This window comes from Streptomyces sp. NPDC059743 (genome assembly GCF_042732975.1).
Lineage (GTDB): Bacteria > Actinomycetota > Actinomycetes > Streptomycetales > Streptomycetaceae > Streptomyces.
This window is the reverse complement of sequence record NZ_JBHWGS010000003.1, coordinates 1-12,907: the sequence shown is the minus strand read 5'-3', so window position 1 is coordinate 12,907 and position 12,907 is coordinate 1. Positions and strand designations below refer to the sequence as shown.

The window sequence follows — 12,907 nt, the reverse complement described above, 5'->3', positions numbered from 1 at the left end:
AGCAGGTACCTCCAGAGGCCGAGCGCGGGTGGGAGATGTCGTGCCGGGACGTGCGGAACGTGCTCGTTCAGCTTCCGAACACGGCGAGATCCCACAGGGAGTAGCCCCACTGCGTGGCTCGCTCCGTGCCCTGGACCCGTACATACCGGGCGGTGCCGCTCACCGCGATGTCGTCGATGCCTCCGTCGCCCGCCGTCGTGGTGTTGACGGTGCGCCAGGTCGCGTTGTCCGGTGAGGTCTGGACGGTGTACGCCCTGCCGTAGGCGGTCTCCCAGTTCAGCCGGACGCGCTGGAGAGTACGGACGGAGCCGAGGTCGACGGTGATCGACTGAGGATCGGAGTACGCGCTGCCCCAGCGCGTGGCGAGGTCGCCGTCGACGGCGTTGGCGCCCACATGCGGGCTGCCGGGCTCCACGCTGGAGACCGAGACCGGACGGCCGCGTGCCAGATCGGTGGCCGGAGTCCCGTCCTGTTTGATCCTGATATTGCGGTAGTTGATGTCCATACCGGCGCCGTCGTTCTGGACGCCGATATGCCCGACCGCGATATCACGGGTGCTGGTGTAGTCGTTGATCTTCACACCGTTGAGATGGATCTCGACATGGCGGCCGTGCACCGCGATCTCGTAACTGTTCCACGTTCCCGGCGGATTGAGCGCGGCGGCCCGTGCCGCGGTGTCCGGTGCCTGGAAGCTGTAGACGCTGCCGGTCGTCCGGGACGGATCGGCGTCGGTCGCGTCGATCTGGATCTCATGGCCGAGATCGACGGGCTTCCATGGATCGCCCTGCGGATCGGGGAAGCCGATGAACACTCCGCCGTTGTCGTCGCCCGGCATCATCCAGTCCACCTTCAGCGAGTAGTCGCTGAAGGGCGTCACCGGATACCAGAGCAGTCCCATGCCGCCGACCGAGGTGAGAGTGCCGTCGGCGAGCGTGAATCCGCCGGGCCCGGCCTGTCGCCAGCGGTCCAGGCTCGCCTGCGTACCGTCGAACAGCGAGGTGTAACCGTTCTCCGGGCGGCAGTCCGCGGCCCGCGCGCCCGAGGCGGTCTGGATACCGCCGAGCAGCATGGTGGTGAACGCGGGATCCGCGTACGACTCCTCGGTGTGGCCGAGACCGGTGTACCAGGCGCGGCCACCGCGGTAGTTCTGGCACCAGGTGATCGGATGATCGCCCATGCTGCCGCCGGAGTAAGAGGACTCGTCCAGGCTTGCGAGCACCTTCACCGCGGAGCGCGGATTGGCGCGGTAGTTGTACCACTCGTCGGTCCTCGTCCAGCGCTGCGGAAGATGCGCGGTGGAGACGGAGGACCGGTCCTCGACCTTGACGGTGGCCTGCTGTGTGGCCGGATGCGAGGCGAAGTACGCGCCGACGAGCCCGCCGTACCAGGGCCAGTCGTACTCGGTGTCGGCGGCGGCGTGGACGCCGACATAGCCGCCGCCCGCTCCGATGTACGACTCGAAGGCGGTCTGCTGCGCGGCGTTGAGCACATCACCGGTGGTCGAGAGCCAGATCACCGCCTGGTACTGGGCCAGATTGGCGGTGGTGAACGCGCCCGCGTCCTCCGTGGCGGTGACGGTGAAGCCGTTGGCCGCGCCGAGGCGCTGAACGGCGGCGATCCCGGCCGGGATCGACGAGTGCCGGAATCCGGCGGTCTTGGAGAACACCAGCACCTTGGAGAGCGGCGCGGCGGCGGAAGCGGGGGTGGCGGGGGTGGCGGCGGACGCCGGTACGGTCTCCGGTGCGTGCGGTACGGCGACCAGCGACAGGGCCAGCAGAACGAGCGCGATCATGGTGCGGGACACAAGGCGCACGATCCAGTCCTCTCTCGGAGCGCTCGGAGGCGCCGGCTGAGGTACGAGTGCGTGGCGGAACGAGGCGGCACAGTGGCCGCGTCAGACGTAGTGAACATCGGAGGTTTCAAGGGGTCAAGGGCTCTGGCCGCTCCTTGTTTCGCGCCGGGCATGACAAAGCCGCGCCCGGCCCTGTACGGGGCCGGGCGCGGCGGGATCGGGCGCCGGTCAGCGCTGCGGTACGGGGAACGCCACCGGGCTGCGATGGCCGGCCCGGTTCACGGCGCGTACGCCGAAGAAGAGATTGTCCTTGGAGAGATCCACGGTGTGGCTCGTCGCGCCGTCGGCCTCGGCCAGATGGGTCCACTCCGGCGCCGTCGTCTCGCGCCACACCACCTCGTACCCGGTCAGATCGGTCTCCGCGCCCGCGTCCCACACCAGTTCGGTGGCGTTGGTCAGTGAGCTGGTGACGATCTTCACTCCGCGCGGAGTGGCCGGAGCCTGTGCGAGTGTCCACAGGGCTGCGCCATTGACGCGTGCCACCCGGGCGATATAGCCGAAGTCGCAGAACTCGGGCAGATCGCCGTACTGCCGGCCGTCCTCCACCCGTACGTCCTGGTGCTGATGGGCGAAGTCCTCGGTCGGCTCGGTGAACCGGGCCGCCGCGTAACCGCGTTCGAGGAAAGGAATGTGGTCGCCGCCGCGCAGATAGCGGTCGCGGCGGTAGATCACCCGGACATTCATGCCCGTGGCGTCGTTGTTCGCGACATCACGGACGAACCGCGCGAGTTGACGCGTCGGTGAGTCGTTCTCGCCGCCGACCGAGCGGCGGACATTGGCCTCCGCCGGCGTCTCGGCGGTGGGCACGCCCTCGGCGAAGAGCCGCACGGTGTACGGGTCGCGAGTGCCGTCGTCGGCCTTGGGGCTGCCGACGATGTCGTTGGTGAACATGGCCAGGACATTCGAACCCGCGGCCTTGAACTGCTCCGCCATATGGGCGGCTCCGTACAGCCCTTGCTCCTCGCCCGCGACGGCCGCGAAGACGATGGTCGCGGCCGGGCGGCGGCGCGCCATGACCCGGGCCAGCTCCATGGCCACCGCGACACCGGAGGCGTCGTCGTCGGCGCCCGGCGCGTCGCTCACGGCGTCCATGACATCGCTGGCACGGGAGTCGTAGTGGCCGGAGACAACATAGACGCGCTCGGGATCGACCGAGCCGCGGAGCGTCGCGACGACATTGGTGATACGGGTCGCCACCGGGATCCGGGAGGCGGGTTCCTGTATGTACGACTGGAGTTCGACGGTCATCCGGCCGCCGGAGGCCGCCGCGTACCGCTTGAGTTCCTCGTATATCCAGTCCCTGGCGGCACCGATACCGCGCTCGGGATCGTCCTGGGTGGAGAGCGTGTGGCGCGTTCCGAACGCGGCGAGCCGGCGTACGGTCGCCTCGATCCGGTCGCGGTCGATCTCCTTGAGCAGTTCCCGCAACTCCCGGCCCGGAGCCTGGGCGGTGGCGGCACGGTCTTCCTTTCCCCGCCCGGCCGGGGCCGCCACGGGAGCGGCCTGGGCCACCGCCGGCACGCCGACCACGGCGGTCGCGACGGTGGCGGACAGGACGGCTCTCCGGGGCATGCCTGTGGGGTGCTGGGGCATGACGGGTCCCTTCCACGGCTGCTTCGGTGATATGACACTGGCGCTCCATGGTCATGGACAGGCCAACCATGGCACAAGGAGGCCCTAGGGCCGCCCTGCGGCAGCAACTGGCCCGGTTTGTGCGGTACTTGACAAGGTCTAGACCTTCCCCTTCAATCCAAGCGAAACCGTCAGAGGCGCCGTCGGCGCGAAGAGGGGAAAGCAACCGCAGATGCCAGGAAAAACCTTCAGAGGTCTCTCGCTCGCGCGCTCCGCAGTGGTCCTCGCTGTCGGCGCGCTTCTCGCCACCCTGTTCGCCGTGCCCGCCTCCGCCGCCGATCCGGTCGGCCGGATCACCGGTCTGGGCGGCAAGTGCGTGGATGTCGCCGGTGCGAGCAACGCGAACGGCACTCCCGTACAGCTCTACGACTGCAACGGCAGCAGCGCCCAGAACTGGACCGTCGCCAGTGACGGCACGCTGCGTGCGCTGGGCAAGTGCCTGGACATCGTCGACCGCAGCACCGCCGACGGCGCGCCCGTACAGCTCTGGGACTGCGGCGGCGGCGCGAACCAGCAGTGGGTCGTCAACTCCGCCCGGGACATCGTCAATCCGCAGGCGAACAAGTGTCTGGACGTCAGGGACCGCAGCACCGCCAACGGAACCCGGCTCCAGATCTGGACCTGTACGGGACAGACGAACCAGAAGTGGACGGCGGCCGGCACCAGCGGCGGCGGCAACCCGTCACCGTCGGGCTTCGTCGTCAGCGAGTCCCAGTTCAACCAGATGTTCCCGGGCCGGAATCCGTTCTACACGTACAGTGGGCTGACGGCGGCGCTGAGCGCGTATCCGGGTTTCGCGAACACCGGTAGTGACACGGTGAAGCGGCAGGAGGCCGCGGCCTTCCTCGCCAATGTGAGTCACGAGACCGGTGGTCTGGTGCATGTGGTGGAGCAGAACACTGCGAACTACCCGCACTACTGCGACCCGAACCAGCCTTATGGCTGCCCGGCCGGTCAGGCCGCGTACTACGGTCGTGGTCCGATCCAGCTGAGCTGGAACTTCAACTACAAGGCGGCCGGCGACGCGCTCGGTATCAACCTCCTCGCCGACCCGTGGCGTGTCGAGCGTGAGTCGGCTGTGGCTTGGAAGACGGGTCTCTGGTACTGGAACACCCAGAACGGTCCGGGCACGATGACGCCGCACAACGCGATGGTGAACCAGGCCGGCTTCGGCCAGACCATCCGTTCCATCAACGGCTCGCTGGAGTGCGACGGGCGCAACCCGGCGCAGGTCCAGAGCCGGGTGACCAACTACCAGCGCTTCACCCAGATCCTGGGCGTCGCTCCGGGCAACAACCTCTACTGCTGACGGCGGGCCATCGCCAGGTGCGCGGTTCCGGAGCCTCCGGGACCGCGCACCGCGCTGTTGCGCTGTTGCATTGCTGCACTGTCAGTCGTGCGGCGGCGTTCCCGTCACCAGATGGTCGGCGTGGTTGAGGGCCTCGATCGCCAGCCTCCGCAGATGGCCGTCCCGCAGCGTGTATATCGAACGCCGCCCGTCCTTGCGCACCTGGACCAGTCCCGCGAGCCGCAGCTTCGCCAGATGCTGGCTGACCGCCGGGCGGGCCGCGCCGCAGCTGTCCGTGAGCGTGTTCACATCGGCCTCGCCCTGGGTCAGGGACCACACCAGGTGGAGCCGGGTGGGATCGGCGAGCAGGGCGAAGACGCCGGCCGCCGCGTCGAACTGCGGGGCGCCTGGAGTGTGCCGTTGCGACTCGGGCGCAACTGAGGGCGGATTGCTCGCTGGCATCTCCCCATCGTAGGACCACGGCGGAGACCGCCGACTCGACAGGTGCATTGGTGCGCGCTTAAATACATATGAGTAGTGACGCACTTCCACGGTGACTGTCCCTCCCGGCGATCTTCCCGACAGGAGAGCCACATATGAACGCTCCTCATGCGCACCCTCATGACCACGACCACGGCTCGGGTCGGACGGCGCGGCTGAAGCATCGGGCGGCGCACCTCGTCAAGCCGCACTCCCATGAGGCGTCGGACAAGGTGGACTCCGCCATGGAGTCCTCGGCCGAGGGAATGCGGGCTCTCTGGATCTCTCTGGCCGTTCTGGGTGTCACCGCGCTCCTCCAGACCGTCGTCGTCGTGATGTCCGGCTCCGTGGCCCTGCTCGGCGACACCGTCCACAACTTCGCGGACGCGCTGACCGCACTGCCGCTCGGCGTGGCGTTCGTGCTCGGCCGGCGCGCGGCGACACGCCGGTACACCTATGGCTACGGCCGGGCCGAGGATCTGGCCGGCCTCGCCATCGTGCTCACCATCGCCGCGTCGGCGGCGTTCGCGGCGTACCAGGCCGTCGCGCGGCTGCTCGATCCGCGTGACATCTCCCATCTCGGCATCGTCGCCGTCGCGGCGGTCGTCGGATTCATCGGCAACGAGTGGGTGGCCCGCTACCGCATCCGCGTCGGGAAGAGGATCGGCTCGGCTGCGCTGGTCGCCGACGGTCTGCACGCCAGGACCGACGGCTTCACCTCCCTGGCCGTCCTGCTGGGCGCGGGCGGCGCGGCCCTCGGTCTGCGCTGGGCCGATCCGGTCGTCGGTCTGCTGATCACCGCCGCCATTCTGCTGGTGCTCAAGGACGCCTGCCGGGAGGTCTTCCGGCGCGTGATGGACTCCGTGGATCCCGTACTGATCGATACGGGCGAAGCCGCCGCGCGCGAGGTCTCCGGCGTGCTGTCGGTGACGGATCTGCGGATGCGCTGGATCGGCCACCGGCTGCGCGCCGAGGTCACCGTCGTGGTCGACGGCGCGCTGAGCGTCCGGCAGGCGCACGCGGTCGCCGTCGAGGTCGAACACGCCCTGCTGCACTCGGTGCACCGGCTCACCGCCGCGCTGGTCCACACCGATCCGGCCGCCACGCCCGGCACCGAGGACCCGCACCGGAAGCTGGCCCACCACCTGGCACGAGCCGCGTGAACGTCTGGTTCCTCGCCCACGGGACACGAGACCTCTGGTTCCTCCTCCACGGGCCGGTTACCGTCCTGGGATGTCCGACTTCGATCCCTCGTCGCCCGCGTTCCTCGCCGATCCCTATCCCGTCTACGCCGAGCTGCGGGCCCGTGGCCGGGCGCACTACTACGAGCCGAGCGACCAGTGGCTCGTACCGCACCACGCGGATGTGTCGGCGCTGCTGCGGGACCGGCGGCTCGGCCGTTCCTACGGGCACCGGTTCAGCCACGAGGAGTTCGGCAGAACCGCGCCGCCCTCCGGCCATGAGCCCTTCCACGAGCTGAACGACCACGGGATGCTGGAACTGGAGCCGCCGGACCACACCCGTATCCGGCGCCTGGTCTCGCAGGCGTTCACACCGCGTACGGTCGACCGGCTCAAGCCGTATGTGCGCGCGCTCGCGGCCGGACTGGTCGAGCGGCTCGTGGCCGAGGGCGGCGGCGATCTGCTGACCTCCGTCGCCGAGCCGCTGCCGGTCGCCGTCATAGCCGAGATGCTCGGTGTCCCCGCGACGGACCGCCCGCTGCTGCGGCCCTGGTCGGCGGCGATCTGCGGGATGTACGAGCTGAACCCGCCGGAGGAGACGGCCCGCCGCGCGGTCACCGCCTCGCTGGAGTTCTCCGCGTATCTGCGCGAGCTGATCGCCGTACGGCGCGAGAAGCCCGGCGAAGATCTGATCTCGGGACTCATCGCCGCCCACGACGAAGGCGAGAAGCTCACCGAGGCCGAGATGGTCGCCACCTGCGCGCTGCTGCTGAACGCCGGACACGAGGCGACGGTCAACGCCACCGTCAACGGCTGGCACGCGCTCTTCCGGAATCCCGCGCAGCTCGCCGCCCTCCGCGCGGACCGGGCCCTGCTGCCCACCGCCGTCGAGGAGCTGATGCGCTACGACACGCCGCTCCAGCTCTTCGAACGCTGGGTGCTCGATCCGGTGGAGATCGGCGGCACCACCATCCCGCGCGGCGCCGAGGTCGCTCTCCTCTTCGGCTCCGCCAACCACGATCCGGCGGTCTTCACCGTCCCCGACGGCCTGGACCTGTCCCGCCGCGACAATCCTCATATCTCCTTCAGCGCGGGCATCCACTACTGCATCGGCGCGCCGCTGGCCCGTATCGAACTGGCCGCGTCCATGGCCGCGCTGCTCGATCTGGCGCCCGGACTGAGCCCGGCGGGCGAGCCCGCGCGCAAGCCCAACTTTGTCATCCGAGGGCTGGCGGCACTGCCCGTCACGGTATGAGCGGTACGAACGGTCACGGCCGCCCCGTACGGTCCAACACGACGCGCGGTCAGCCGTCCCACGAGGCTGCAATGGACGCGTGACCGCGCCTCCGGACGACTGCCTCGCGCGCAATGAATGGATCTGCGGCGCTTACCTCACCAGCCGTCGCCAGATCCTCTGGAACGCGGTGCTCGAACATCTCGAACTGACCTTCTTCGCCGTGCTCCTGGGCCTGCTGATCGCCGTTCCGCTCGCCCTGGCGGCCCGCCGCTGGAGCTGGCTCGGCGGGCCCGTGCTCGGGATCACCACCGTCCTCTACACCATCCCGTCGCTCGCGATGTTCTCCCTGCTGCTGCCGCTGTACGGGCTGTCGGCCTCGCTCGTCGTCGCCGGGCTGGTGCTGTACTCGCTGACGCTGCTCGTACGGAACATCCTCGCCGGACTGCGCGCCGTGCCCGAGGAGACCCGGCAGGCCGCCCGCGGTCTGGGATACGGACCGCTGCGGCTGCTGCTCGCCGTCGAGGTGCCGCTCGCCCTGCCCGCCGCCATGGCCGGGCTGCGGATCGCCACCGTCTCGGCCGTCTCGCTCGTCACCGTCGGAGCGATCGTGGGCCACGGCGGGCTCGGCAATCTCATCTACGCCGGGATGAACACCTTCTTCAAGGCACAGGTGCTCACCGCCTCCGTCCTCTGTGTGCTCATCGCCGTCCTCGCCGATCTGCTGCTGCTCGGACTCCAGCGGCTGCTCACTCCCTGGACGAGGGCGGCGCGCGCGTGAACACACTCTCCGCCGCCTGGTCCTGGCTCACCAGCGCCGCGCACTGGTCGGGCCCTGACGGCATCTGGCACCGGCTCGGCGAACATCTCTTCCTCACTGTTGTCTGTCTCGCCCTCAGCTGCGCCGTCGCGCTGCCCGTCGCCCTGGTGCTGGGCCATCTCGGCAAGGGCGGCGCGCTCGCGGTCAATATCTCCAACGCCGGCCGGGCCGTGCCCACCTTCGCCGTCCTCGTACTGCTGCTGCTCACTCCGATCGGTACGTACGGAGACTGGCCGACGATCATCGCGCTGGTCCTGTTCGCGATCCCGCCGCTGCTCACCAACGCCTACGTAGGGATGCGAGGCGTCGACCGCGATGTCGTACAGGCCGCGCGTGGCATGGGAATGACCGGGAGTCAGCTCCTGCGGCGCGTCGAGGTGCCGCTCGCGCTGCCGCTGATCCTCACCGGTGTACAGATCGCCGCCGTACAGCTCGTGGCGACCGCCACGCTCGCGGCCCTGGTGGGCGGCGGCGGGCTCGGCCGGATCATCACCGCCGGCTTCAATCTCGCCGACACGGCGCAGGTGGTCGCGGGCGCGGTGCTCGTGGCCGTGTTCGCGCTGCTGGTGGAGGCGGTGTTCGAGACGGTGCGGCGGCTGGGACCGCGATGGGCCAGGGACGGCGCCGGATGAGAGGCTTCCGGATCCGTGTCGCCGTCGCCGGCCTCCTGCTGCTGGCCGTCACCACCTGCACCACGGGCCCGTCCCTGGAGCACCGTGGCGAGATCACCGCGCCGCCCGGCGACAGCAGACATCTGACCATCGGCTCCGCGGGCTTCACCGAGAGCGATCTGCTGGCCCAGATGTACGCGCTCCTGCTGAACCGCGCGGGCTACCACACCCGGATCCTCTCCGTCACCAACCGGGAGATCTATGAACCGGCCCTGGAGAGCGGCCAGATCGATGTCGTACCGGAGTACGCGGCGACCTTCGCGGACTGGCTGAACGCCAGGGCCCATGGCGCCGGCGCCAAGCCCGTCGGCTCGCCCGATCTCGCCGCGACCATGCGGGCGCTGCGCGCGCTGGCCGCGCCGCGCGGGCTCACCGTGCTCGATCCGGGCCGGGCCGTCGACCAGAACGCCTTCGCCGTCGCCGCCTCCTTCGCCGCGAAACACCGGCTGCGCACGCTGAGCGATCTGGGCGCGTCCGGGCTGCCCGTCAGACTGGCCGCGGGCGACGAATGCGTGGAGCGGCCGTACTGCGAGCCCGGGCTGCGGAAGACATACGGCATCGACATCACCGGCATCGATCCCAAGGGCGTGGGCACGACACCGGCCAAGAAGGCCGTCCAGGACGGCCAGGACCAGATGGTGCTGACCACGACCACCGACGCCACGCTCGACCAGTTCGGTCTGGTGATCCTTGAGGACGACAGGCATCTACAGAACGCCGACTACATCGTCCCGGTCGTCAACCGCTCCCGGGCCGGTGCCACCGGTGTGACCGGCGCACTGTCCAAGCTGAACACCGTACTGACGACCAAGGACCTGGCGTCGATGAACGAACAGGTGGACAGCTGGCGCCGACTGCCGGAGGACGTCGCCACGGCGTATCTCAAGTCCAAGGGCCTGATCGCCTCGGGCTGACCGGGCTGTACGCACTGATGGGACCTACGCGTCGGACACCGAGTCGAAGTCCACCTCGCTGCGTCCGATGCCCTGGGCGTCCGCGTCCACCGAGCGGCGCAGGGCCTCATGGAGCTTCGCCGGAGTCAGTACGCCGAGGAAGCGCGGGCCGTCGAGGACCGCCACCCAGCCCGCGTCGTGCTGGAGCATCTCGCTGAACGCCTGCTTCAGCGGGGAGCCGAGCGGCACCCAGGCCTCCATACGGCGGGCCAGATCGCCGACGGAACCGCGCTCACCGGCCTCGGCCAGCGCGTCCGCGGAGACCCAGCCGTGGAGTTCGCCGCCCGCGCCCAGGACCACGGCCCAGCGGGCGCCCTGTCCGCGCATCCGGGCCGCCGCGTCCCGGGCCGGCTCATCGGTCCTGGCCACCGGAGGCTCCTCCAGATCGGCCGGTTCGACGGCGGTGACCGACAGCCGCTTCAGCCCGCGGTCCGCGCCGACGAAGCGGGCCACATACGCGGTGGCGGGAGCGCCGAGGACCGCGGCCGGCGTGTCGTACTGCTCGACGCGCCCTTCTCCGTACACCGCGATACGGTCGCCCATCCGCACCGCCTCCTCGATGTCGTGCGTCACCAGCAGCACGGTCTTGCGCATCGTCGCCTGGAGCCGCAGGAACTCGTTCTGGAGCCGCTCGCGCACCACCGGATCCACCGCGCCGAACGGCTCGTCCATCAGCAGCACCGGAGGATCGGCGGCCAGGGCCCGTGCCACTCCCACGCGCTGGCGCTGCCCGCCCGACAACTGCGCCGGATAGCGCGGACCGTGGATCGCGGGATCGAGCCCGACCAGTTCGAGCAGCTCGGTGGCCCGTGCGCGGGCCTTCGCCCGCTTCCAGCCGATCAGGGCGGGCACGGTCGCGGTGTTGTCGAGGACCGTCCGGTGCGGGAACAGCCCGACCTGCTGGATGACATAGCCGATACGGCGGCGCAGGGCGACCGGATCGACGCCCGCGACATCACGGCCCTCGACCAGGACACGGCCCGAGGTCGGCTCGATCAGCCGGTTCACCATCATCATCGTGGTCGTCTTGCCGCATCCCGAGGGCCCCACCAGAGTCACCAGCTCGCCCTCGGCCACCTCGAAGGAGAGATCCCGTACCGCGGCCGTCCCGTCCGGATAGACCTTGGTGACCTGCTCGAACCGGATCATGTCCTCACGCTAGGAGCGGGCGCGTCCCGGCGCACACGGACCGGGACTGTCCGAGTCGGGCGCGCCACGGCCGTGCGCCCGCTCCGGGAGCCGTGGCAGGGACCGTACGTGAGGAGCCCGTACGCGAGGGCCCGTACGCGAGCGCCCGTGGGCCGGTGTGCTGAACTGTCCGCCGTGACCGTCCCCGGCAGGGACGAGCGAGAACAGGAGCACCCGTGACCAGCTACCGCCAGCCCGGCGTCGTCCTCACCGACCACCACTTCTCGGTCCCGCTGGACCACGGTGATCCGTCGGGCGAGCGGATCGAACTCTTCGCGCGCGAGGTCGTGGCGAGCGCCAAGGCGGACGCGGACCTGCCCTGGCTGGTGTATCTGGAGGGCGGTCCCGGCTTCGGCGTCCGCCGCTTCACCGGACGGCAGGCCTGGCTCGGCCGCGCCCTCCAGGAGTTCCGGGTGCTCCTCCTCGACCAGCGCGGCACGGGCCTGTCCACGCCGGCCAACCGGCAGAGCCTGCCGCTGCGCGGCGGTCCGCGTGAGCAGGCCGACTATCTCGCCCACTTCCGCGCCGACTCGATCGTGCGCGACTGCGAGACCATCCGGCCCGGACTGACCGGCGGCGCGCCCTGGACCCTGCTGGGCCAGAGCTTCGGCGGCTTCTGCGCCACGCACTATCTCTCCACCGCGCCCGAGGGCCTGCGTACCGTACTGATCACCGGTGGACTGCCCTCCCTGGACGCCACCGCCGACGAGGTCTACCGCGCGGCCTATCCGCGGATCGCGCGCAAGGTGGAGGCCCACTACGCCCGCTATCCGCAGGACATCGGCAGGGCGCGCCGGATCGCCGAGCATGTCGCCGAGCACCGGCCCGTACTTCCGAGCGGTTATGTCCTGACGCCCGAGGCGTTCCAGTCCCTCGGTATCCTGCTCGGCAGCGGCGACGGCAGCCACCAGCTCCACTATCTGCTGGAGAACGCCTTCGTCGCCGCGCCCGGCGGCCCGGTGCTCTCCGACGCGTTCCAGGAGGGCGTGGCGGCGGCCCTCTCGTACGCCGGACATCCGCTGTACGCCGTGCTCCACGAGGTGATCTACGCCCAGGGCGGCCGGCCCACCGACTGGGCGGCCGAGCGCGTGCGCGCCGAGTTCACCCGCTTCGACGCGGCCAAGGCCCTCGCGGGCGAAGGCCCGTTGTACTTCACGGGCGAGAGCATCCACCCGTGGCACTTCGAGTCCGATCCGGCGCTGCGCCCGCTGCGCGAGACCGCCGAACTGCTCGCCGCCCGCGGCGACTGGCCCGCGCTGTACGACACCGGCCGGCTCGCCGCCAACGAGGTGCCGGTCGCCGCCGTCGTCTACCACGACGACATGTATGTCGACACGGAACACTCCCTGCGCACCGCGCGGGCGATCCGCGGGCTGCGGACCTGGGTGACGGACGAGTACGAGCACGACGGAGTGCGCGCGGGCGCGCCGCGCGTGCTGGACCGGCTCCTGGCGCTCGCGCGAGGCGAGGACTGAGTTCCGCCCGCTGTGCTCTCCGCCCGCTCTGCTCCGGGCCGCCGGGCGGCCTGCCCGGACTGTTCGGGCCGCCGGGCGGCCCGCCCGGACTGTTCGGGCCGCCGGGCGGCCCGCCCGGACTGTTCGGGCCCAG

At 70.3% G+C, this 12,907-nt stretch carries 11 protein-coding genes; 7 read left to right on the top strand and 4 right to left on the bottom strand.

Translation table 11 applies throughout. The annotated features are described in order from the left end of the window. Nucleotides 1-67: 67 nt before the first annotated feature. Entirely contained in the window at nucleotides 68-1,792 is a 1,725-nt protein-coding gene (locus tag ACFV6H_RS05825) for a ThuA domain-containing protein (protein ID WP_385539749.1), read from the bottom strand. 228 nt (nucleotides 1,793-2,020) lie between these two features. Next, the gene (locus tag ACFV6H_RS05820; RefSeq protein ID WP_385539018.1) at nucleotides 2,021-3,424 is read right to left on the bottom strand and encodes a M20/M25/M40 family metallo-hydrolase; all 1,404 of its coding nucleotides are present in this window, start codon (nucleotides 3,422-3,424) and stop codon (nucleotides 2,021-2,023) included. Between the two features lie 232 nt (nucleotides 3,425-3,656). Between ACFV6H_RS05820 and ACFV6H_RS05815 the strand changes: the two genes are divergently transcribed. Beyond that, nucleotides 3,657-4,793 carry a glycoside hydrolase family 19 protein gene (locus tag ACFV6H_RS05815; protein ID WP_385539017.1) on the top strand — a complete coding sequence of 379 codons (1,137 nt, stop codon included), beginning with the start codon at nucleotides 3,657-3,659 and terminating at the stop codon, nucleotides 4,791-4,793. A gap of 81 nt (nucleotides 4,794-4,874) precedes the next feature. On the opposite strand, the gene ACFV6H_RS05810 is transcribed toward ACFV6H_RS05815, so the two are convergent. Further along, on the bottom strand, nucleotides 4,875-5,234 hold the full coding sequence (locus ACFV6H_RS05810; protein WP_384985839.1) for an ArsR/SmtB family transcription factor: 360 nt from the start codon (nucleotides 5,232-5,234) through the stop codon (nucleotides 4,875-4,877). A gap of 134 nt (nucleotides 5,235-5,368) precedes the next feature. Here ACFV6H_RS05810 and ACFV6H_RS05805 point away from each other — a divergent pair, with 134 nt between their 5' ends. The 5 genes from ACFV6H_RS05805 to ACFV6H_RS05785 all read left to right on the top strand — a co-directional run bounded on the left by ACFV6H_RS05805 (nucleotide 5,369) and on the right by ACFV6H_RS05785 (nucleotide 10,072). Next, complete coding sequence (locus ACFV6H_RS05805; protein ID WP_385539014.1) at nucleotides 5,369-6,415, top strand: cation diffusion facilitator family transporter; 1,047 nt, start codon at nucleotides 5,369-5,371, stop codon at nucleotides 6,413-6,415. Nucleotides 6,416-6,485: 70 nt separating this feature from the next. Beyond that, nucleotides 6,486-7,688 carry a cytochrome P450 gene (locus ACFV6H_RS05800; protein ID WP_385539012.1) on the top strand — a complete coding sequence of 401 codons (1,203 nt, stop codon included), beginning with the start codon at nucleotides 6,486-6,488 and terminating at the stop codon, nucleotides 7,686-7,688. Nucleotides 7,689-7,767: 79 nt separating this feature from the next. Continuing rightward, the gene (locus ACFV6H_RS05795) at nucleotides 7,768-8,448 is read left to right on the top strand and encodes an ABC transporter permease (RefSeq protein WP_384985846.1); all 681 of its coding nucleotides are present in this window, start codon (nucleotides 7,768-7,770) and stop codon (nucleotides 8,446-8,448) included. After that, the gene (locus tag ACFV6H_RS05790; RefSeq protein WP_384985848.1) at nucleotides 8,445-9,119 is read left to right on the top strand and encodes an ABC transporter permease; all 675 of its coding nucleotides are present in this window, start codon (nucleotides 8,445-8,447) and stop codon (nucleotides 9,117-9,119) included. The genes ACFV6H_RS05795 and ACFV6H_RS05790 overlap by 4 nt, the downstream gene beginning before the upstream one ends. Then, nucleotides 9,116-10,072 carry an ABC transporter substrate-binding protein gene (locus ACFV6H_RS05785; protein ID WP_385539009.1) on the top strand — a complete coding sequence of 319 codons (957 nt, stop codon included), beginning with the start codon at nucleotides 9,116-9,118 and terminating at the stop codon, nucleotides 10,070-10,072. The genes ACFV6H_RS05790 and ACFV6H_RS05785 overlap by 4 nt, the downstream gene beginning before the upstream one ends. Before the next feature lie 24 nt (nucleotides 10,073-10,096). Here the strand turns inward: ACFV6H_RS05785 and ACFV6H_RS05780 are convergent, their stop codons facing one another. Beyond that, nucleotides 10,097-11,260, bottom strand: a complete 1,164-nt coding sequence (locus tag ACFV6H_RS05780; protein WP_385539007.1) for a betaine/proline/choline family ABC transporter ATP-binding protein — start codon at nucleotides 11,258-11,260, stop codon at nucleotides 10,097-10,099. A gap of 215 nt (nucleotides 11,261-11,475) precedes the next feature. Between ACFV6H_RS05780 and ACFV6H_RS05775 the strand changes: the two genes are divergently transcribed. Next, nucleotides 11,476-12,774, top strand: a complete 1,299-nt coding sequence (locus tag ACFV6H_RS05775) for an alpha/beta fold hydrolase (protein ID WP_385539005.1) — start codon at nucleotides 11,476-11,478, stop codon at nucleotides 12,772-12,774. Nucleotides 12,775-12,907 lie beyond the last annotated feature (133 nt).

Excerpts from the sequence above, each read along its gene's own strand:
- ACFV6H_RS05805 (WP_385539014.1), top strand. The coding sequence starts at position 5,369 with ATGAACGCTCCTCATGCGCACCCTCATGACCACGACCACGGCTCGGGT.
- ACFV6H_RS05780 (WP_385539007.1), bottom strand. The coding sequence starts at position 11,260 with ATGATCCGGTTCGAGCAGGTCACCAAGGTCTATCCGGACGGGACGGCC.
- ACFV6H_RS05815 (WP_385539017.1), top strand. The coding sequence starts at position 3,657 with ATGCCAGGAAAAACCTTCAGAGGTCTCTCGCTCGCGCGCTCCGCAGTG.
- ACFV6H_RS05810 (WP_384985839.1), bottom strand. The coding sequence starts at position 5,234 with ATGCCAGCGAGCAATCCGCCCTCAGTTGCGCCCGAGTCGCAACGGCAC.
- ACFV6H_RS05785 (WP_385539009.1), top strand. The coding sequence starts at position 9,116 with ATGAGAGGCTTCCGGATCCGTGTCGCCGTCGCCGGCCTCCTGCTGCTG.
- ACFV6H_RS05825 (WP_385539749.1), bottom strand. The coding sequence starts at position 1,792 with ATGATCGCGCTCGTTCTGCTGGCCCTGTCGCTGGTCGCCGTACCGCAC.
- ACFV6H_RS05820 (WP_385539018.1), bottom strand. The coding sequence starts at position 3,424 with ATGCCCCGGAGAGCCGTCCTGTCCGCCACCGTCGCGACCGCCGTGGTC.
- ACFV6H_RS05800 (WP_385539012.1), top strand. The coding sequence starts at position 6,486 with ATGTCCGACTTCGATCCCTCGTCGCCCGCGTTCCTCGCCGATCCCTAT.